The sequence below is a fragment of the Nocardia sp. NBC_01499 genome (genome assembly GCF_045040275.1).
Classification (GTDB): domain Bacteria; phylum Actinomycetota; class Actinomycetes; order Mycobacteriales; family Mycobacteriaceae; genus Nocardia.
In genome coordinates, this window is record NZ_CP109426.1 from 4256340 (window position 1) to 4275814 (window position 19475).

Sequence of the window (19475 nt, forward strand, 5' to 3'; positions counted from 1 at the left end):
AATGACAGCATTGCAGAGCAATTCCGTGGGGGGCGGCGGTCGGGTGGCAGGCGGGCCCGCACCTGTCCTCGGTAAGTCGTACGACCGCCCGGCCAGCCTCGACGCGCCGCGCTCGCCGCGTGCCCGCTCGAACAACAACTTCGAGAAGTACGCGTGGTTGTTCATGCGCTTCTCCGGCCTGCTGCTGATCGTGCTCGTGCTCGGCCACATGTCGATCATGCTGCTGCTCGACGGCGGCGTGAAGCGGCTCAACTTCGGCTTCGTCGCTGGCCGCTGGGCCAGCCCGTTCTGGCAGCTGTGGGACCTGACCATGCTCTGGCTTGCCCAGCTACACGGCGGCAACGGCCTGCGCACGGTGATCGCGGACTACTCCCGCAAGGACTCGACGCGCTTCTGGCTGAACACGCTGCTGGCCATCTCGATGATCCTGATCCTGGCCGTCGGCACCTACGTCATTTTCACCTTCGACCCCAACATCAGTTAGGAACAGGTCAACTCGATGAGTGACTCGCGGATTCAGGAGCATCGCTACGACGTCGTGATCGTCGGTGCCGGTGGCGCCGGCATGCGCGCGGCGATCGAGGCCGGGCCCCGGGCGCGTACCGCCGTGCTGACCAAGCTGTACCCGACCCGCAGCCACACCGGTGCGGCGCAGGGTGGCATGTGCGCCGCGCTGGCGAACGTCGAAGAAGACAACTGGGAATGGCACACCTTCGACACCGTCAAGGGTGGCGACTACCTGGTCGACCAGGATGCCGCGGAGATCATGGCCAAGGAGGCCATCGACGCGGTGATGGACCTGGAGAAGATGGGCCTGCCGTTCAACCGGACGCCCGAGGGCAAGATCGACCAGCGCCGCTTCGGCGGACACACCCGCGACCACGGCAAGGCGCCGGTGCGCCGCGCGTGTTACGCCGCCGACCGCACCGGTCACATGATCCTGCAGACGCTGTACCAGAACTGCGTCAAGCACGACGTGGAGTTCTACAACGAGTTCTACGTGCTCGACCTGGTGATGAGCGAGACCGACCGCGGCCAGGTCGCGACCGGTGTCGTCGCCTACGAACTGGCCACCGGCGAGATCCACGTCTTCCACGCGAAGTCGATCATCTTCGCCACCGGCGGTTCTGGCCGGATGTACAAGACCACCTCGAACGCGCACACGCTGACCGGTGACGGCATGGCGATCGTGTTCCGCAAGGGTCTGCCGCTGGAGGACATGGAGTTCCACCAGTTCCATCCGACAGGTCTGGCCGGTCTCGGCATCCTCATCTCCGAGGCCGTCCGCGGCGAGGGCGGCATCCTGCGCAACGCCAGCGGCGAGCGGTTCATGGAGCGCTACGCGCCAACCATCAAGGATCTCGCGCCGCGCGACATCGTCGCCCGCTCGATGGTGCTCGAGGTGCTCGAGGGTCGCGGCGCCGGTCCGAACAAGGACTACGTCTACATCGACGTGACCCACCTCGGCGCGGACGTGCTCGAGGAGAAGCTGCCCGACATCACCGAATTCGCCCGCACCTACCTCGGTGTGGACCCGGTGACCGAGCTGGTTCCGGTCATGCCGACCTGCCACTACGTCATGGGCGGTATCCCGACCAAGATCCGCGGCGAGGTACTGCGCAACAACACCGACGTGGTGCCCGGCCTCTACGCGGCGGGCGAATGCGCGTGCGTCTCGGTGCACGGCTCCAACCGTCTCGGCACCAACTCGCTGCTCGACATCAACGTGTTCGGCCGCCGCGCGGGCATCGCCGCCGCGGAGTACGCGCACCGCACCGAGTTCGTGGAGATGCCGGAAAGCCCGGCGCGGATGGTGCAGGACTGGCTCGCGCTGATCCTGTCCGACCACGGCAACGAGCGCGTCGCCGACATCCGCACCGAACTGCAGTACACGATGGATATGAACGCCGCCGTGTTCCGCACCGAGGACACCCTCAAGCAAGCCCTCACCGATATCCACGTGCTCAAGGAGCGCTACAGCCGGATCACGGTGCAGGACAAGGGCAAGCGCTACAACAGCGACCTGCTCGAGGCCGTCGAGCTCGGCTTCCTGCTCGAGCTGGCCGAAGTCACCGTCGTCGGTGCGCTCAACCGCAAGGAATCGCGCGGCGGCCACGCCCGCGAGGACTACCCGGACCGCGACGACGTGAACTTCATGCGGCACACGATGGCCTACAAGGAGAGCCCGGATCTCATCTCGGATATCCGCCTCGACTTCAAGCCGGTGGTGCAGACCCGTTACGAGCCGATGGAGCGTAAGTACTGATGACTGCCGTACTCGAGAAGACACCCCCCGCCAAGCCCGCACCGGTCCCGGACGGCTCGGTGATGGTCACCGTCAAGGTCGCCCGCTTCAACCCGGAGGACGACAAGGGCGCGCACTGGGAGTCGTTCCAGGTGCCGGTCCTGACGACGGACCGTTTCCTCAACGTGCTCATCTACATCAAGTCCTACCTGGACGGCACGCTTACCTTCCGGCGCTCCTGCGCACACGGTGTGTGCGGGTCCGACGCCATGCGGATCAACGGTGTGAACCGGCTGGCCTGCAAGGTGCTGATGAAGGACATGCTGCCCAAGGGCGACAAGTCCCTCACGATCACCGTCGAGCCGATCCGCGGCCTGCCCGTGGAGAAGGACCTCGTGGTGAACATGGAGCCGTTCTTCGACGCGTTCCGTGCGGTGAAGCCCTACCTGATGACCTCGGGTAACGAGCCGACCCGCGAGCGCATCCAGAGCCAGGCCGACCGGGCCCGCTTCGATGACACCACCAAGTGCATCCTGTGCGCCTGCTGCACCACCTCCTGCCCCGTGTACTGGAGCGACGGCAGCTACTTCGGCCCGGCCGCGATCGTGAACGCGCACCGCTTCATCTTCGACAGCCGCGACGAAGGCGCCCGCGAACGCCTCGACATCCTCAACGACGTCGAAGGTGTCTGGCGCTGCCGCACCACCTTCAACTGCACCGACGCCTGCCCTCGCGGCATCGAAGTCACCAAGGCCATCCAAGAAGTCAAGCGCGCCCTCCTCTTCGCCCGCTGACCGCCCCGGCACACCGAAGGCCGCCTTCATCGAAAGATGAAGGCGGCCTTCGCCGTTCAGGAGTCAGCGAGCCGAGTGCTAGTTGTCGTAGGAGGCTACGCCGACGGGGCCGGAGCCGAGGCAGACGCTGAGTCCTTCTGTGCGCGAGGAGATTCGGAGGTTGGCGCCGCTGCCGATCAGGCGGACGAAGACGGTGTTGAGGCCTTCGCGGACCGGGACGGCTACGGTTTTGCCGTGTTCGAAAGCTACTGCCAGTTGGCCGTTTCCGCTGGCGAGGTAGTTGAGTTGGGCGGTCCATTCGTGCTCGAGCATGGAGCCGTCGAGCAGGATGGGGATTCGTTCGCCGCCCTGAATTCGGTAGCCGCAGTTGGGGTCTGGACCGGGGATGATGCCGCGATTCCACCAGACCTTGGCCTCGACGATGGTGCCGGTGTCGGTGATCATGCGCAGATGCGGTGTCGTGTCGGCGAAGGTGCCCGACGCGGCGATGGGTGCGAGGACCTGGCTGGTCAGGTTTTGGGGGTAGGCCAGCGGGTTCAGCACCTCCCATGGCACCTCCTGCTCCAGCAGTGGCGCGCCGTCCCACTGGGCGAGGGCCGACTTCACATTCGCGACATAGATTTTGGTCGGGCTCTGGCTCCAGGAGCGGACGAAGGTATATGTGGAGCACAGGCTGCTCACGACGAACAGCGCGGTTAGCGGTATCGCGGCGCGCGACCCCGCAGTCAGCGGTATCCCGGCGCGCGGATCGAGCGACGTCCTGCCGCGAGGGCCCGCCCGCAGTATCAACGCACCGACGACGGCGAACGTCACGCCGAGGTCGGCGAAGTAACGCAGCGACTGCATGAGTTCGGCCGCGGTGTTCGGACCACCACGCACCAGCGCGACGGGCAACTGCATCAGCAGCACATAGACAGCGGCAAGCAGCCAGACCGGCCATACTCTGCGTCGCGCCCAAATCGTCAGTGCCACAGTCGAAATCAGCACGATCCAGGCCGCGATCACCGCCCCGGCGGGCGGGTCGGCCCACGGCGCGGCGGGCAACCACCGCTCCCACCGCCACGGCCCGCCGACCAGCGCCGGCACCACGCCGAGGGAGGTCGCGTTGGGCAGCCAGTCGCGCATGCCCTGCGGGGTGTCGTGCACGCCGGAGACACCGACCACCGCCAGATACCCCGCCAGCCAGCACAGCAGCACCAGGCCCGACCACACCCACAACCGCACGCCCCGCCGCGCCACCACGCGAAGGGCGGATTCCCGCCCGTCGACATAGTGAGCGAGCACCGCGACGGCGAACGCGACGAACGGGATGATCACCGACTTCTCGAAGAACAACAGCGCCACCGCGAGCACGACCGTCCCGGACACGGCGTACCGGCGCCGCCCGGTGCGCACAAAAAGCAGCGCATCGCCGATAACCCAGGCGAGCGCGAATTGCAGCGGCAGCGCGTTCAACGCGGCCGACCACCAGGCGAACGCGGGCAGCGTCACCGGCGAGAACAGAAAGAACGTGAGCGGGACGAGCAGCACCAAGCGGAGGCCGAGCAGCACGCGCAACATGCGCAGTACCGACAGCGACACCGCGAGTTGGAGTATCAGCAGCGAGATCGCCGGGACCGACCACACAAGGGGTGCCGCCTTTGTCACCACCCATGCGGTGACAAAGGCGAGCGGCATGAAATGCCCGTCGTGGTCGTGCAGCAGCAGATCCGCGGAAAGCAACGGATATCGGCCCGCCCGGCCGACCAGGATGAGGTCGTCCCAGTAGAAGTACCCGCTGCCCGCGACCCAGCCGCGAACCGCCAGTTGCAGCACGATCAAGCACCCGGCCGTGACGAGAACGGGTGAGGCTCGCCCGATCAGCGTCGCCGCGGGGCCCGGAGGTTGCCTGGGCACGGCCTTCGACGGTGCGATCGAAGCGGTGTCCATGCCGACTCACCCTAGTGGCGGGCCCAACCGCGGCACGATCATCAGGCCCCCGCGGTTGTCAGGCCGCGTATCCCGTCGCCTTCTCGACCTGGACGCGGACCGCGACCCGAACTTGGCCCGGCGCGGGGAGGGTGTGGTCCTTGCCGTCGTATTTCCACGACAGTCGGTGACCGACACGCAGATCGTCGTCGTGCACGATGCTCGCCCGGCCGCGCAGCTCGACGTAGTTCTCGCCGTCGGCGGAGTCGATCACGGTCACGCTGACGCGCGAGTCACGCACCATATTGCGGTGTTTGAGCCGACCTTCCAGAGTGGAGAACAACAGGTCGTCGCCGTCGCGCAGGACCCACATCGCCGAGGTCTGCGGACTGCCGTCGGCGTTGATCGTGGCCAGTACCGCGTAATTCTTTTCATCGAGCAGGGCGATGGTGGCTTCGCTGAGCGTGATTCCCATGCCTGGACAGTAGCGACGCGCCGGAAAACCGGCTCGCCCATTACGTCTATAGCAATGTGCCATCAATTGCGGAAGGTTGCCGGTACGTTGATCTTGAAAGTGCTCTCCAGGGACACATCGTCAGCAACGCCACGGCACCGCGTCGTGCGTAGCTCGGAGGAAGGCGCTCATCCATGTACGTGCTCCGAACGGCGATCGCCGCGACCGTACTGACCTGCCCCGCACTGGTTGCCGCAGCCGCGACGGCGTCGGCCCCCGTCAGCACCGTGCCACAGCACAATTCCGTCGCGGCACACGCGAGCTCGGCCGTTGTCACGACGACTGCCCGCTGCCCGCGACGCACCGTGCTCAACACACTGCTGTACCCGGCCGTCGTCACGACGGCTCCCCTCGGCCCGAGACGCACCGTGCTCAACACACTGCTGTACCCAGGCCTCGTCGAGACCGCGGGCCCGCTCGGCATGGGCGGCGCGGCCTTCGGCCTCGGCCTGGCCGGACTGATCGGCACCGGCAGCGCCGCGCTCGGCACCGGCAGTGTCGCCGCGGCCCCCTGGGCGGCCTTTCTCGGCACCGGCAGCGCGGCCGCGGGCACCGGCAGCGCCGCGCTCGCGCCCCTCGGGGTTGTCCTCGGCGCGGGCGCCGCGCTCCTCGGCACGGGCAGTGCTGCGGTGGGCGCCTCGGGCAGCGTCGCGACCGGCGGACTCGGCACCCCCTTGGCCATGCTCGGCGCGGGCAGCGCGGCCGCGGGCACCGGCAGCGCAAGCCTGGCTGGCGCGGGTGCGGCTGCCGCGCCGTTTGCCGCGATGGCAGGCACCGGTAGCGCGATGCTCGGCAGCGGCAGCGTCGCCGCCGTCCCCTTCGGCGTCGCGCTCGGCGCGGGTGTGGCAGCCGGAATAGCAACCGGCAGTGCGGGAATGGCATCGCTGAGTGCGGCATCACCGGTCGCCGGCGACGAAACCACACGCGCGGGCGCTGATAAGAGCACCACCAAGGCCGACAGCACTGGCTCCGACAAGGGCACCGCGACCGGCAAAAGCACGGGCAGTGCATCGACCGAGCCGGAGTACCACCCGCTGAAGCTTGGCCCGCCGACCCGCTGATCGAAAGATGACGACCATCTTCGCGATGTCAGGACAACCTCGGATCTAGAGCGCCGCCCGAACCTTCGCGGCGAACTCGTAGCCACGCTGCCAATCCGTACCGGTTGGGAGCGTGATCACCCGCGAAACACCCTGTGCCGCATATTCGGACACCTGTGCGGCAGCCTCGCTCACGTCCGCCGACAACCCGACCGCCAGCACGGTGACCGAAAGCGGCGCGCGATCGCGCTGCGCCACAAACTCCTGGAGTTCGGCGATGTCCTTGGTCAGCTGCTCCGGATCGGCTTGGATGGTGATCCATCCGTCGGCGTAGGCGGCGGCCCGGCGGCGCGCCCGAGTGCTGTTGCCGCCCACCATGATCGGTGGCATCGTCGAGCCGGGCGCGAGGGTCACCGCTAGCCCGTCTGCCAGCGTGGTCGGCCGTCCGGTGACGAGACCGGGCAGCACCCGCAAAGCCTCGTCGGTGCGCTGACCACGGTCCTCGAAGGACACTCCGGCCGCGCGCCACCCGATATCACCGTGCGCCGGATTCCCGGTGCCGACACCGACGACGAGCCGGTTGCCGGACAGATATTGCAGGGTGCTGATCTGCTTGGCCGCCCAGGCGACCGGACGCAGGGCGAGCAGCATCACGTTGTAGCCGAGACCGATTCGGTCGGTCACCGCCGCGGCGGTGGCCAGCGTGACGGTGCTGTCCAGCATCGGAGCGCTCGCCACCAGGTGATCGGTAGACCAGATCGAATCGAGCCCGAGTTCTTCGGCGAATCGGGCGCTGGCCCGCACATCGCCAAGGATCGGGTGTTCGGGATCGGAAGTCGAAGTAGGCAGGATAACGCCTATCTCAATGCTCATTGTCGCAACGCTACGGGCCAACGACGAGCGTTCCCATCGCCTGAATGCTCACGTTGATGTCGCAAACGCTCAACCCCTCGGGTCAGTGGTGGATGGTGGTGGCCGGTGCGCTTGACCATGCTTCGCCCGCGATCACCACGTGGTCGAGGAAGCGCAGGCCGACGGTGCGCGCGGCGTCGGCGAGCAGGGTGGTGGCGCGGCGGTCGTCGAGGCTTGGGGTCGGGTCGCCGGAGGGGTGGTTGTGTACGACGGCGAAGGCGCGGCCGTCGTGGCGCAGCACGGTATTCAGGATTTCGCGGACCGGGACCGCCACCTGATCGACCGCGCCCTCGGCGACGAACACCTTCCGCCGCAACTGGTTCTGAGCGTCACACACCAGCACGAGTAGCCGCTCGACGCGGGCGCCGGTGAACAGGGGACGGGCCGCGGCGGCGACATCCGCCGCGCAGCTGAGTCGCATGGGTGTGCCGTCGACGCCACGAGCCCGGGAGCCGAGGTGGAACGCGGCGATGACGGCGGCTGCCTTCGCCACCCCGACGCCTGCGCGGCGCGACAACTCTTCGGGCCTGGCCGCCGCCAACCCGGCCAGCCCGCCGTGCTCGACGAGTAGCTCCACCGCGAGGTCGAGCGCGCTGGCGCCGCGCCTGCCGTGCCGTAACAGCAAGGCCAGCAATTCGACATCGCTGAGTGCGTGTGGACCGAGCGCGAGCAGTCGCTCACGCGGCCGTTGCTCGACGGGTACATCGATAAGAGAGACCGGCATCGTTCCACCCCTTGGTCACGGCGACAGTGTCACGGAGTGTGCCAGGCCCTACCGACATGTTGCCCGCGAACGCGGGGTCGCCCGAGTTGTCCGATCCTGCCGATTGCGGATCGGCGCCCGTCGGGCACACTGAATGCGTCGATCGAGCACGAAGGCAGATGAATGTTCAAACCGCGCAAGGCAACCGCGGCCTCGAGGCGCGTCACGCTGCCGGCGGTTGTCGCCGCAATGCTGCTGCTGGTGACGGCGTGCGCCGACAACAAGAACACCGTCGGCCCGCCAGCTCCGACCCTCGATCGGTACTACCAGCAAAACCTGGCGTGGGGTTCGTGCGACGACTACCAGGGCGGCGACGGTCTCACCGCGGCCGGGATCGAGTGCGCCAGGGTGACGGTGCCGATCGACTACGGCAAACCCGACGGCGACACCGCCCGGATCGCGATCTCCCGGCTGCGCGCCACTGGCACGCGAGTCGCGTCGATGCTGACAAACCCGGGCGGTCCCGGTGCGGCGGGGCTGAGTTTGCCGCTGGCACTGGCGAAGTCGCCGGTGGCCGAACGTCTCGACGTGATCGGGATGGATGTGCGCGGGCTCGGCGCCTCGACCCCGCACGTCGTCTGCCGCTCGGTCGCCGAGTTCGAGACGGGTCAGCGTGTTCTCGGCCGGACCGATCCACTCGCGGAGATCGATCAGGTCGAAGAGGAGAACGAGGAATACGCCAACTCCTGCGCGCGACGCACCGGACTCGCGCTGCTCGGGCACGTCGGCACCGTTGACGTCGCCCGCGACATGGACGTCGTCCGGGCCGCGCTCGGCGAGCAGAAGCTGACCTACTTCGGCGGGTCCTACGGCACCCGCCTCGGCTCGACCTATGCCGAGATGTTTCCGGATCGGGTGCGCGCGATGGTCCTCGACGCCGCGGTCGACCCGACCACGAATATCGGCGACCAGGTGATCAGCGCCGCCGGTTTCCAGCAGGCGTTCGACGCCTATGCCGCCGACTGCGCCAAAGCGCCGGACTGCCCGCTCGGCACCGACCCGAAGAAGGCGAACGAGAACTACCGTGCGCTGGTCACACCCTTGATCAAGCATCCGCTGCGTGGGCTCGACTACGCCGCAGTCACCACCGCGACGATCGCCTCGCTCTATCGTCCCTCGGACTGGCCCGGTCTCACCAAGGGACTGGCCGACCTCGCCAAGGGCCGCGGCGACGGGCTGCTCGGCGCGGCGGGCACCTACGAGGCGGCCTCCTCCGACGACGTGCACCGCGCGGTGCTCTGTCTCGAGGAGGTCCGGGTGACCGATCGCGCCGTCGCGGCCGATATCGCGCGCCGATCCCGTGCCGCCGCACCGGCTTTCGACGATGGCCTGGTCAATGACTCGACGCCCCTCGACGCCTGCGCGTTCTGGCCGGTCCCGCCGACCGCCCAGCCGCACGTGCCCAAGGTGGTCGGCCTGCCGAAGACCGTGGTCGTCGCGGTGACCGGCGATCCGGCGACGCCCTACCCCGGTGGCGTCACGCTCGCCAAAACCCTTGGCGCCGCGCTGATCACCTACGAAGGCACCCAGCACGGGGCCGCATTCGAGGGCATCGCCTGCGTCGACGGACCCGTCGTGAAGTATCTGGTCGATCTGACACCACCGGCCGACGGCCTGCGGTGCTCGAAATCGTGAGCCGCTGACTTACCCGTCGACGACAACCAGCTCCGGGCCGGGCAGCGCGAACAACGCGGTGGCCGCCAGCTTTTCGAGATGACGCAGCTGGCGCTCGTGCACAACGATCCGGCGCAGCGCCTCGTTGATCGTGGCGTTACTCGTCGAGGTGCCCATGACAGCGGCCGCGGCGGCGAGCAACTTCAGGTCGAGGTCGATCTGGACGGATTTCATGCGTCCTCCTTCATACGTTCGCCATTTTGCGCCATGTCGCTCGCTCATGTCCGGCAAATAGATCACAGTCGCCGGATCCGGGGCGCGAGCCGCGAGAATTTCACCGCCACAGCGGGTTCGATGGCCGATAATGCCGCGGCCATCGGTGTGCGCAATGAGGCTCCCGCACACACTCGGCAGCGCGGCTGTTTGCGGCGTGCGGGCGCCTGACACAGCGCGGCACCCGCCCGACGGCCACTGGTCAGCTCGTCGCCGGAATGCCTCGTCCGATGCCGGTAATTACGGATCAAAGGGCAATCAGCTAGACAGTTTGCCAACCTGCACGGGCTTTTGTTGTCGAGAGGCCTGAGCGGTGCTTGCATCAAGGTATGTTCACCGAAGCCCAGCTGTACTCACCGGTGACCCGGTCCGGCGACGGCGATGTAACCGTCCACCTGAGCGACGAGCACCCCGGCGTGCACGACTCGGACTACCGGGCCCGTCGCAATGCCATCGCCGCGCTCGCACTCGATTACGCACCGGGCAAACCCGTTCCGCAGATCGTCTATACCGACGAGGAACAGGGGGTCTGGCGAATCGCCTCGGCCGAACTCGCCCGCAAGCACGACATCTACGCCTGCGCCGAGGTACTGGAGGCGGCGGCTCGGCTCGCACTGCCCAAGGACCACATCCCCCAGTTGGACGAGGTGTCGGCGGCGCTGGTGCCGCTCAGCGGATTCCGCTACGCCCCGGCCGCCGGGCTGGTGCCGCTGCGCCAGTTCTTCGGTTCGTTCGCGGATCGAACCTTCCACTCCACCCAGTACATTCGGCATCATTCGGCGCCGCTGTATACACCGGAGCCCGACGCCATCCACGAGATCATCGGCCACGCCAACCAGATCGCGAGCCCACGTTTCGCCGCCATCTACGAGGCGGTCGGCGCGGCGGTCGGGCGCTTGGAGACCGAGCCCGCGCTGAAGTTCCTCGCGAACGTCTTCTGGTTCTCGATGGAGTTCGGGGTGGTCAGGGAGGAAGACGAGGTCCGCTGCTACGGTGCGGGACTGCTGTCCTCCTACGGTGAGATCGAGGAGTTCCGGCAGGCTGACCTGCGGCCGCTCGATGTCGCCGCGATGGGCACCGCGGTCTACGACATCACCCACTACCAGCCGATCCTGTACTGCGCGGAGTCGGTCGCCGAGATCGAGGACGTGATCGGCGGCTTCTTCGCGACGATGGACGACGAGACCCCTGACCGGCTGCGGCATTCGAATGCGGCTGGGGCGCAGTAGTTTTCCGACCTGAGCCCGCGGCGGGCAGGCCGCGGGCTCAGCCCTGCATGCCGGGATTGCGCTGCTCGAGCGGCAACCCGGCTTCCAGCAAATCCAGCATCCTGCCGATGTTTTCCGGATTCACCGGCGTAATTCGCGCGATGGCAAGGCCGGCGCCGGTCATCGCGCCCGCGAGTACCCGTACATCGAAATCGTCGGCGGTGCCGCCGACTCGTTCGGCCATCACGGTGGCGACCATTTCGATATTGCGGTCCATTTCCAGTCCGATGGCCGACCGCAGTTCTGGCACGTGATAGACCAGCGCCTGACGTTCCTGTTCGAAGGCGAGCGCCGTCGCGGACAGGTTGGCGAAAACATCCGCCATCGCATTGCGCAGAGCAGTCAGCGGCGAAAGGTCGAGCGGCTGCGCCCGGACGGCCTCGATCAGCAATGGATCGAGGTCATCGGCGAGCACCAACTGTTCCTTGGTCGGGAAGTAGCGGAAGAAGGTGCTCGGTGATACGTCAGCGGCCGCCGCGATCTGCTCGATGGTGGTCTCGTTGTATCCCTGCTCGCGGAACAGCCGGAACGCTTCGACGCGAATCGTCCGGCGGGTCCGCTCCTTCTTCCGCTCACGCAGGCCGCGCACAGCTGGCTCTTCTCCGGACAATTCAACCGACATAAGTCGATTCTGGCCTATCAATGGCCGGGACGGTGCCACCGACGATATCCAGCGGCTCTTCCGCAGCGGGTTGCTTCGATCGGACGAAGGCGAGAGCGACCGCGGCCGCCACCGCGCACAGGGCCGCGCAAACCCACAGCATCGCGGCCATGCCACCGACGAACGCGCTCTGCACCTGATGCAGCACCGCCGAATCACCGAGCTTGTGTGCCGCCGCGACGCCGGCGTTCACGCCATCGGAGATCGGATCGTGGTTCAACGAGCCGAGCTGCGAACGGTACTGGGTGGACAGCACCGTGCCGAGAATCGCGACACCGATGGTGCCACCGGCCTGGCGCAGCGCCTGGATCAACGCGGAGCCGGAACCGGAACGTTCCGGGGTGAGCTCGCCCATCGCCAGGCCCATGGCCGTCGGCATCGCCAGCCCCATGCCGGCACCGAGCAAGGTCGTCCACAGCGCGGTGAAACCGTAGCCGCTGTCCACGTTGGTCATCGCGCCGAGCGCGAGCGCGACCGCCAGCAGGGCGAAGCCGAGGGCGAGCATGAACCGGGTGCCGAGCTTGCGCAGTGCCGCGTCGCCCAGTCTGCTGCCAACGATCAGTCCGCCGATCAGCGGCAGCAGGCGCAGACCGCTGCCGAGCGCATCCACTCCGAGTACCGCCTGGAAATACTGCGGCACGGTAAAGAACATGCCGAACATCGCGAATTGGACGACGATGGAAAGGACCGTGCCCCAGCGGAATCCGGCGTTCTTGAACAGCGCGAGGTCGATCAGCGGATGCGCCGTCCTTCGCTGCCAGAGCACAAAGGCGCCGAGCAACAGCGCACCGGCCACGACGGCGGCCACGGCCGACCCGTTGCCCCAACCGTGCTCGCCGAACCGGATGAAGCCGTAGGTGAGTCCGAGCATGCCGATTGCCGAGAGCAGCACCCCTGGCACGTCGATGCGGAATCGGTTCGCGCTTCGCGACTCCGGGACCAGGGCGAAGACGGCCAGCGCACCGATGATCACCATCGGCACATTGATCAGGAAGACCGAGCCCCACCAGAAGTTCCGCAGCAGCCAGCCGCCGACGATCGGACCCAACGGCAGTCCCATCGCCGTCGCGGTGATCCAGATGGTGAGCGCGCGCTGCCGGGCCGCCGGCTCCGGAAACAGCGATGGCAGCACCGCCATCGACAGCGGCGTCATCGCCGCGGCCGCGATACCGAGCACCACCCGGGCCGCGATCAGCTGACCGGACGAGCTGGCGAACGCGCACGCGATGGACGCGCCGCCGAAGACGAGCAGCGCGGCGAGCAGGAACTTCTTGCGGCCGTATCGATCGCCGAGCGCACCGGCGGGCAGCATCACCGAAGCGAGCGCCAGCGTGTAGGCGCCGGTGAACCATTGCAGCGCAGCGGTATTCGCGTGCAGGTCGACGGCGAGGGTCGGCAGCGCCACGGTAAGCACCGTGGTGTCGAGCCCGATGGTCAGCATGGCCACCGCGAGCGCGCCGAGCGCAAGCCAGCGGCGAGTCGAGTCTGTTTTCATTACCCCTCCGAAAAAGATAGAAACTACTTTTTGATAGTAGCTCCCACTTAGTAGCTGCTGTCAATACCCGCTCCGGCGTGCATTCGGCCGACCAACGGCAAAATCGCTAGGCTCGCGAACGATGAAGATCCGGGACTCGCGCCGCCGCGCCACACTTTGCCTCGGTTCCGCGCTGGCCGCCGTGGCGGTGATCGCGGGTTCGGTCGCGGCACCGTCGTTCGCCGCGCCGCCGCCGAGCACGCCAACGACGCCGTTCACCACCCCGAATACCGACAGCTGCCCGCAGAAGACGCGCCCGCCGGCGCCGATCGATGAGTCCGAGGTCCCGGCGCCAGGGGAGCCGACGCCGACCGCGCCGCCCATCCCGACGCCCCCGGTCGGCGGCGGCCAGCTCGGCCAGTGCGGTGTGGTGCTGCCCAAGGGGGCACCACCTGTGCCACCGGACATTTCGGCCACCGCCTGGCAGCTGTCCGACCTCGACACCGGCGAGGTGCTCGCGGCCAAGGACCCGCACGGCCGCTACCGGCCCGCAAGCACCATCAAGGTGCTGCTCGCCACAGTCGCCTTGCGCACACTGGATTTGAACAAGGTCGTCATCGGCACCGAGGACGACGCGAACGCCGACGGCACCCGGGTCGGCATCGGTCCAGGCGGCCGCTACACCAACCACCAGCTCATGCAGGGCCTGATCATGACCTCCGGCAACGACGCGGCGCACGCAATCGCCACCCAGCTCGGCGGCGAGACGGCCACCGTCGCGAAGATGAACGAACTGGCGAAGTCGTTGGGCGCCTTGGACACCCACGCGGCCAGCCCGTCCGGCCTGGACGGACCCGGCATGAGCACTTCGGCCTACGACCTGTCGGTGCTGTTCCGCGAGGCCATGACCATCCCGGTGTTCGCCGAGCTCATCCACACCCAGCAGGTGGACTTCCCCGGCTATCCCGCGAACCCGAAGATCCAGGACGACAAGGACCACCCCGGCTTCCCCATCGCCAACGACAACCACCTGCTCTACGACTACGACGGTGCCATCGGCGGCAAGACCGGCTACACCGACGACGCCAGGCAGACCTTCGTCGCCGCCGCCGAACGCGACGGCCGCCGACTCGCCATCACCCTCCTCAAAGCCGACGTCCTGCCGTTGCGCCCCGCGAACCAGGCGGCTCGCCTGCTCGACTACGGCTTCGCCCTCCCCCGCGGCACGTCCGTCGGCAGGCTCCCCGACCCCGACCGTAAGCAGCCGAAAACCGGTGCGGCCCTTGCCTCCCCACCACCCAAAGACCAGGAATCCCAGCCGCCGCACGAGGAAGGCCACGGCGACAACCGAACCGTGTGGATCGTCGGCGGCGTCATCCTGGTCCTCGCCCTGCTCCTCGGTGCGCGCCGAATGAGCCGACGCCGGTAGATCCGGGGGTTCATCGCACAATGTTCGCGGGGATGGAACCGTTTCCCGCGACGGTGCGTCTATGGCTTGTGTAAGTGACTTCCGCCGACCGGGTGCGGTTGCCGTGTGTGAAAGGGGTCTATCGAGGTGGCCGGAATACTTGGTGTCGACATCGAGATGTTGGGCAAGACGGTTCAGTCACTGCGGGGTGCCGAGCAGGTGCTCAACGACGCGATGAAGGCGATGACCAAGGACGGTCACGGCGATATCGGTACGAAGGTGCTCAATGACGCCGCCGATAGTTTCCAGCGGCGATGGCATTTCGGGATCGAGCGGATCGGCGAATCGGCGAAGGTCACCGCGGACGGTGTTGCCAAATGCCATGACGCCTACCAGGACGTCGACAATGCCCTTGCCGCAGCGCTCGCGCAGGTCACGAGTGCCATCGACGGAAAGACACAGGCCAAGGCATGAGTGCGAACCCGTATCCCAACCTGGGTTTCAACCCGGTCCCCGGCGCACCCACCGACGTCGCCGGGCTGCGCGGGCAGATCAACACCTCGGCGGACGCGGTCAAGGAAACCAACGACCTGCTCACCCGCCTGCGCAACAGCAACGACAACGTCTGGAAGGGCGACGCCGGCGACGCCTTCCGCAGCAACTTCGACGCCACCCTCGCCCAAGACCTCGGCTACGCGCAGAAGTCCCTCGAACGCGCCGTCGGCCTGCTCGACCAATGGCACACCGACCTGGTCGGCTACCAGGACTCCGCCAAGGGACTCGAGGCCGAGGCCGCCGACGCCAAAGGCCAACACACCCAGGCCGTCGCGGCCCTGCAACGCGCCCAGGCCAACCCGGACCTCGGCCTCGCGAACGTGATGTTCACCGACCAAGGTGAACTGCAAGCCGCCCAATCCCGCCTCGACGCGGCCACCGCCCAGGTCCGCTCGGCCAGCACCTCGGTCGACGACTGGCAGGCAAAGATCAACGCCATCCTCCAGCGCGCCCGCGACCTGGAAAGCCAGCACGACACCACCGCCCGCCGCATCGCCGCCGAGTTGGACGCCGCCGCAAAGGATTTCGCCCCGAGCCCGCCGGACAAGAGCATTTGGGACCGCATCGCCGACGCAGTCAAGGCCGTCGGTAAGTGGATCGATGAGCATCGCGTTGGCGTCCACCAAGCGCTCTCGATCATTGCCGCGGTCGGTGGCTTGGTCGCCCTTGTGACGCCGCCCCCCGTCGACATCATCGCCTTCGCTGTCGCCGCCAGCGCCACTGCGGGACTGCTGGCGCTGGACTTGTCAGATCCGAAAATACGTGAGGGACTGAAGAACGGAGAGCTGGATGCATGGAAGACGGTCGGGCTCGACTCGCTAGGGCTTGCCCCGGTCGGCGGCGCGGGCGTTGGCGTAGGAAAGGTTGGCTGGGGGCTGCTGAGAGGCGGTTCGGAGGTTGCCGGCGTCAAACACGCTGCCGAATCGTTGGGCGTGCTGGAGCGGCTCGGTGGAACCGCATACAGCGCACTGACCCACGAACCGGGGATATTCTCCAAGGCCATCGGGGGGCTGCCCGGCGTGCCCAAGGTTGTCGAAGCGCTGACTCTCGATCATGCCGCTCGCGGCATATTGCAAGCCACCGGTGTAGCCGGAAAGCATGCGGAAGTCGTGACGGCCACCGAGGCCATCGACTTGTTCTCCCGCTATGGCAAGGTCGTCAACTCGATGCTGACCCCCGTGATGTCGCAAGGTGATTGACATGTCTGTGTCCGAAACATCTGCATCCGTGTCGATCGCGATCGACATACCAGGCGGATATGTCGCGCTTCCGCTGGAGGATATCGACGGCTCGATATCACGCGCCGGATCAATATTGGCCCAGATCGGCCCCGGCGCCGTGAGGTCAGCAGCACCAGCTGTGCTGCAGGCGTTGAAAGTGCTCCTTACCCGGATCACGCAGCTGAACGCCGTCTATTGCGGTCTTGGCCGACATTCCTCAGCCGACGGCCAGTTGATATCATCCAATCTGATTGTCTCAGTAAACGAGTACGGCGAGCAGCGAAATCCGCGCCTGACCCTGGCGGACGTACTGACGGCAAGAAGCAGCGGTGGCGAGACCTTCACAAACGTTGAGCTCATTGACATAGCAGGCCGGTCGATTCTGATGCTCGACAGAGTGCGGACGTTCCCAGCTCCCGACCTCCCTGATCGGACATCCGTCGATCTCGACGAAAAAGTATACCAGCTGGAGGCCATTGTTCCCTCGTCGGACGGCGCCACCATTACGGTCATCGAATTCTCGACTTCGTTCGTAGAATATGGCGAGGAATTCGTTCCGATGATCGCTGCCATGGCAGCTTCGGTGGACTTTGCCACTCCATCGGTTCGGTCCAGTGCACCCTCCTCATTGGATCTGTGAGCCGATGATCACGCCCGACAAGGTAATCGCACCGCCACCCGCAAAGTCCTACCCGGCGACCAGCGTTGCGATGCGGAAAGGCAGTGCCAGGCGCTGGCTTCTCTTCCTGATCGGCCTCGGCTGCTTGCCGCTCACGGTGGTCTTGATAGATATCCAACCGAGGGTCACCTCGAAGAACCTGGAGACGCTCGTTTCGCTCGGCATAAATCTGTCGGCGGCCAGCATGACGGTCGGGCTGATCCTCGGTGGAGTACTGCTATGGACCAATCGGAGAAGACGGAAAGCACTCAAGCGATATCCATGGTTGTCCTGGCCAGTGAGCTATATCTCCACTGGCCGATACGAATGGATACAACTACTCGACCAGAATCGACAGCCAGTGTCTACGCTCATACTGAGCACATGGCCAAAAGATATCGGAAAACTAGTGAACCACAGCACCTCCGAGATCTGGTTCGCCGGCGATCCGATGAAGTACGGCGTCATATCCAGGCCAGGCGGCGGTGATTTGCGTTATGCCTACCGCTCTAGTTCCAGAACACCGCCGAAACTCACCTTCAGAACGAATGATCTAAGTGATCAGCCAGATCGGAGCACATCACCAGGACCCGAGTATCAGCTGACACGGGAGCGCGGACGGATCTCGATGACCCCTGTCGACGATTCGCACGAAAAACCGAAACGGCATGGCGGGAAGGACGATGACCAGTACCCCTCGCCACGCATGCTGCGGCGCGTACTCGCCTTCATCATCGATTGGATGATCCACGTGGGATGCGGCGTTGGTGCCGCGATTGCGGTAAGTCCCGAGTTCTCTCCGGACGCCGTCGCGCGGCACGACTGGCAGCACCTCGGTGTCAATCCTGTTGTCGCGGTGGGCTTTTTCCTCGCCGCCTCCGCATTCGACCGGATCGTCATCCAGTCGATATTTCACACAACAATCGGTAAGGCATTGTTCGGATTGGTCGTCATCCGACCGCAGGACGGCAAGTACCCGTCATTCGGCCGCTTGCTGGCAGTGTGGTTGTTGCATGTATACCTCCCCTATGGCCTACTCGGTGGGCCAGGCCCGGACCAGCTCGAGGACTACTTCCTGCCCGCGGTGCGACGACGAGACGTACCGCGCGGCAAGGAATCACCGGCCGCGCGGGCGGCGCAGGCTTGAAAGGGCCAGGGCGGCAAGGGCTCCCGCACCGAAGAAGGTTGCGCCCGCGCCGACGGAGAGTTCGCGGGCTGAGATGCGGGGGGCGATGATGGCGGCGGGGGGTGCGGGGATTTCCGCTTCGGGTTCGTTGTCGGCGGCGGTGGCGGCCCAGGCGGTGGCGAACAGGATGATGCGGTAGGTGACGTAGCTGAAGACCATCAGGCCGATGATCGAACCGAAGGCGGCGCCCGCGGGACTGCTCAGCACCTTTTGCAGGTAGATCGAGGCGACGAACTTGAAGACCTCGAAGACCAGGGCGGCGAGCGCGGCGGCCTTGGCGGCGCTGGCCAGGGTGACCGGTTCGCGGGGCAGGCGGGCGATGATCCAGGCGAACACCGCCCAGGAGGCGAGGAAGCCGAGCAGGATCGAGGCGAGCGCCAGCAGCAGGCGGGCGCCGGGCAGGTGCGCGAGGCCGAGGCTGATCAGTAGCCGGGCGCCGAGGGTGCTGGACGCGAGCGCGGAAAGGCCGAGGGAGACAACGAAGGCCAGGCCGAGGCCGAGCAGCGCGCCGAGATCGGACAGCTTGGCGAGGAACCAGTTCTGGTCCTCGCTCTTCTGCTCCCACTGTTCGGTCAACGCCGCCCGCAGGTTGGCCATCCAGCCGAGACCGGTCCAGATCCCGGCCAGCAGACCGAGGATGCCGACGGTGCCGCGGGACCTGACAGCCTGATCGATCAGATCGTTCAGCTGGGTGCCGAGCGAGCCGGGAACATTGTCGACGATCTTGGTCTGTAGTTCGCTGAGCAATTCCGGGTGACTGGACAGCACGAAGCCCGCGATCGCGAAGGCGACCATCAGCAGCGGAAACAGCGAAAGCACCGTGAAATACGTGATGCCCGCCGCGAAGTAGTCGCCGCGTTGCCGCTGATACCGCCCGCCCGCGCGCACCAGATGGTCCAGCCATGGCAGCGCCTGGATCCGTCGTTCGATCCCGGCCTTGATGTTGTCGATCACCTGCACCAGTTCGCCCCTTAGGAGAGAT

19 protein-coding genes are annotated in these 19475 nt (G+C 66.5%); 11 read left to right on the forward strand and 8 right to left on the reverse strand.

Features of this window, described 5'->3' with window-relative positions; translation table 11 throughout:
* Position 1 precedes the first annotated feature (1 nt).
* The 3 genes from OG203_RS19655 to OG203_RS19665 are packed head-to-tail and all read left to right on the forward strand — an operon-like array spanning position 2 to position 3039.
* Positions 2 to 484: a succinate dehydrogenase hydrophobic membrane anchor subunit gene (locus tag OG203_RS19655; protein ID WP_405167098.1), complete on the forward strand. Its 483-nt coding sequence runs from the start codon at positions 2 to 4 to the stop codon at positions 482 to 484.
* 30 nt (positions 485 to 514) lie between these two features.
* Positions 515 to 2266 (forward strand): succinate dehydrogenase flavoprotein subunit, encoded by a 1752-nt coding sequence (gene sdhA, locus OG203_RS19660; RefSeq protein WP_379286621.1) that lies wholly within the window; start codon positions 515 to 517, stop codon positions 2264 to 2266.
* The gene (locus OG203_RS19665; RefSeq protein ID WP_405167099.1) at positions 2266 to 3039 is read left to right on the forward strand and encodes a succinate dehydrogenase iron-sulfur subunit; all 774 of its coding nucleotides are present in this window, start codon (positions 2266 to 2268) and stop codon (positions 3037 to 3039) included. The genes sdhA and OG203_RS19665 overlap by 1 nt, the downstream gene beginning before the upstream one ends.
* Positions 3040 to 3117: 78 nt before the next feature.
* Here the strand turns inward: OG203_RS19665 and OG203_RS19670 are convergent, their stop codons facing one another.
* Positions 3118 to 4968 (reverse strand): hypothetical protein, encoded by a 1851-nt coding sequence (locus tag OG203_RS19670; protein WP_405167100.1) that lies wholly within the window; start codon positions 4966 to 4968, stop codon positions 3118 to 3120.
* 58 nt (positions 4969 to 5026) lie between these two features.
* Positions 5027 to 5422: a PPOX class F420-dependent oxidoreductase gene (locus tag OG203_RS19675; protein ID WP_405167101.1), complete on the reverse strand. Its 396-nt coding sequence runs from the start codon at positions 5420 to 5422 to the stop codon at positions 5027 to 5029.
* A gap of 173 nt (positions 5423 to 5595) precedes the next feature.
* On the opposite strand from OG203_RS19675, the gene OG203_RS19680 reads away from it, so the two are divergent.
* Positions 5596 to 6522, forward strand: coding sequence for a hypothetical protein (locus OG203_RS19680; RefSeq protein ID WP_405167102.1), 927 nt, complete (start codon positions 5596 to 5598; stop codon positions 6520 to 6522).
* A 45-nt stretch (positions 6523 to 6567) separates the two neighbouring features.
* Here the strand turns inward: OG203_RS19680 and OG203_RS19685 are convergent, their stop codons facing one another.
* The gene (locus OG203_RS19685; protein ID WP_405167103.1) at positions 6568 to 7374 is read right to left on the reverse strand and encodes an LLM class flavin-dependent oxidoreductase; all 807 of its coding nucleotides are present in this window, start codon (positions 7372 to 7374) and stop codon (positions 6568 to 6570) included.
* Positions 7375 to 7456: 82 nt separating this feature from the next.
* Positions 7457 to 8137 (reverse strand): RadC family protein, encoded by a 681-nt coding sequence (locus OG203_RS19690; RefSeq protein WP_405167104.1) that lies wholly within the window; start codon positions 8135 to 8137, stop codon positions 7457 to 7459.
* Between the two features lie 162 nt (positions 8138 to 8299).
* Between OG203_RS19690 and OG203_RS19695 the strand changes: the two genes are divergently transcribed.
* A complete protein-coding gene (locus OG203_RS19695) occupies positions 8300 to 9811 on the forward strand; it encodes an alpha/beta hydrolase (RefSeq protein WP_405167105.1) in 1512 nt (503 codons plus the stop codon).
* Between the two features lie 9 nt (positions 9812 to 9820).
* On the opposite strand, the gene OG203_RS19700 is transcribed toward OG203_RS19695, so the two are convergent.
* Positions 9821 to 10024, reverse strand: coding sequence for a type II toxin-antitoxin system VapB family antitoxin (locus tag OG203_RS19700; protein ID WP_405167106.1), 204 nt, complete (start codon positions 10022 to 10024; stop codon positions 9821 to 9823).
* Positions 10025 to 10392: 368 nt separating this feature from the next.
* Here OG203_RS19700 and OG203_RS19705 point away from each other — a divergent pair, with 368 nt between their 5' ends.
* Positions 10393 to 11292: a phenylalanine 4-monooxygenase gene (locus tag OG203_RS19705; RefSeq protein WP_405167107.1), complete on the forward strand. Its 900-nt coding sequence runs from the start codon at positions 10393 to 10395 to the stop codon at positions 11290 to 11292.
* 37 nt (positions 11293 to 11329) lie between these two features.
* Here OG203_RS19705 and OG203_RS19710 read toward each other — a convergent pair whose 3' ends face one another.
* Positions 11330 to 11953: a TetR family transcriptional regulator gene (locus OG203_RS19710; protein ID WP_405167108.1), complete on the reverse strand. Its 624-nt coding sequence runs from the start codon at positions 11951 to 11953 to the stop codon at positions 11330 to 11332.
* The gene (locus OG203_RS19715; RefSeq protein WP_405167109.1) at positions 11943 to 13487 is read right to left on the reverse strand and encodes an MFS transporter; all 1545 of its coding nucleotides are present in this window, start codon (positions 13485 to 13487) and stop codon (positions 11943 to 11945) included. Before OG203_RS19715 ends, OG203_RS19710 begins: the two co-directional genes overlap by 11 nt.
* 121 nt (positions 13488 to 13608) lie before the next feature.
* Here OG203_RS19715 and OG203_RS19720 point away from each other — a divergent pair, with 121 nt between their 5' ends.
* The 5 genes from OG203_RS19720 to OG203_RS19740 all read left to right on the forward strand — a co-directional run bounded on the left by OG203_RS19720 (position 13609) and on the right by OG203_RS19740 (position 18454).
* On the forward strand, positions 13609 to 14895 hold the full coding sequence (locus tag OG203_RS19720) for a D-alanyl-D-alanine carboxypeptidase family protein (protein WP_405167110.1): 1287 nt from the start codon (positions 13609 to 13611) through the stop codon (positions 14893 to 14895).
* Positions 14896 to 15021: 126 nt separating this feature from the next.
* Entirely contained in the window at positions 15022 to 15348 is a 327-nt protein-coding gene (locus OG203_RS19725) for a hypothetical protein (protein WP_405167111.1), read from the forward strand.
* The gene (locus OG203_RS19730; protein WP_405167112.1) at positions 15345 to 16628 is read left to right on the forward strand and encodes a hypothetical protein; all 1284 of its coding nucleotides are present in this window, start codon (positions 15345 to 15347) and stop codon (positions 16626 to 16628) included. The genes OG203_RS19725 and OG203_RS19730 overlap by 4 nt, the downstream gene beginning before the upstream one ends.
* 1 nt (position 16629) lies before the next feature.
* Positions 16630 to 17289, forward strand: coding sequence for a hypothetical protein (locus OG203_RS19735; protein ID WP_405167113.1), 660 nt, complete (start codon positions 16630 to 16632; stop codon positions 17287 to 17289).
* Between the two features lie 4 nt (positions 17290 to 17293).
* Positions 17294 to 18454 carry an RDD family protein gene (locus OG203_RS19740; RefSeq protein ID WP_405167114.1) on the forward strand — a complete coding sequence of 387 codons (1161 nt, stop codon included), beginning with the start codon at positions 17294 to 17296 and terminating at the stop codon, positions 18452 to 18454.
* On the opposite strand, the gene yhjD is transcribed toward OG203_RS19740, so the two are convergent.
* Positions 18425 to 19453 carry an inner membrane protein YhjD gene (gene yhjD / locus OG203_RS19745; RefSeq protein WP_405167115.1) on the reverse strand — a complete coding sequence of 343 codons (1029 nt, stop codon included), beginning with the start codon at positions 19451 to 19453 and terminating at the stop codon, positions 18425 to 18427. The genes OG203_RS19740 and yhjD overlap by 30 nt on opposite strands.
* Positions 19454 to 19475 lie beyond the last annotated feature (22 nt).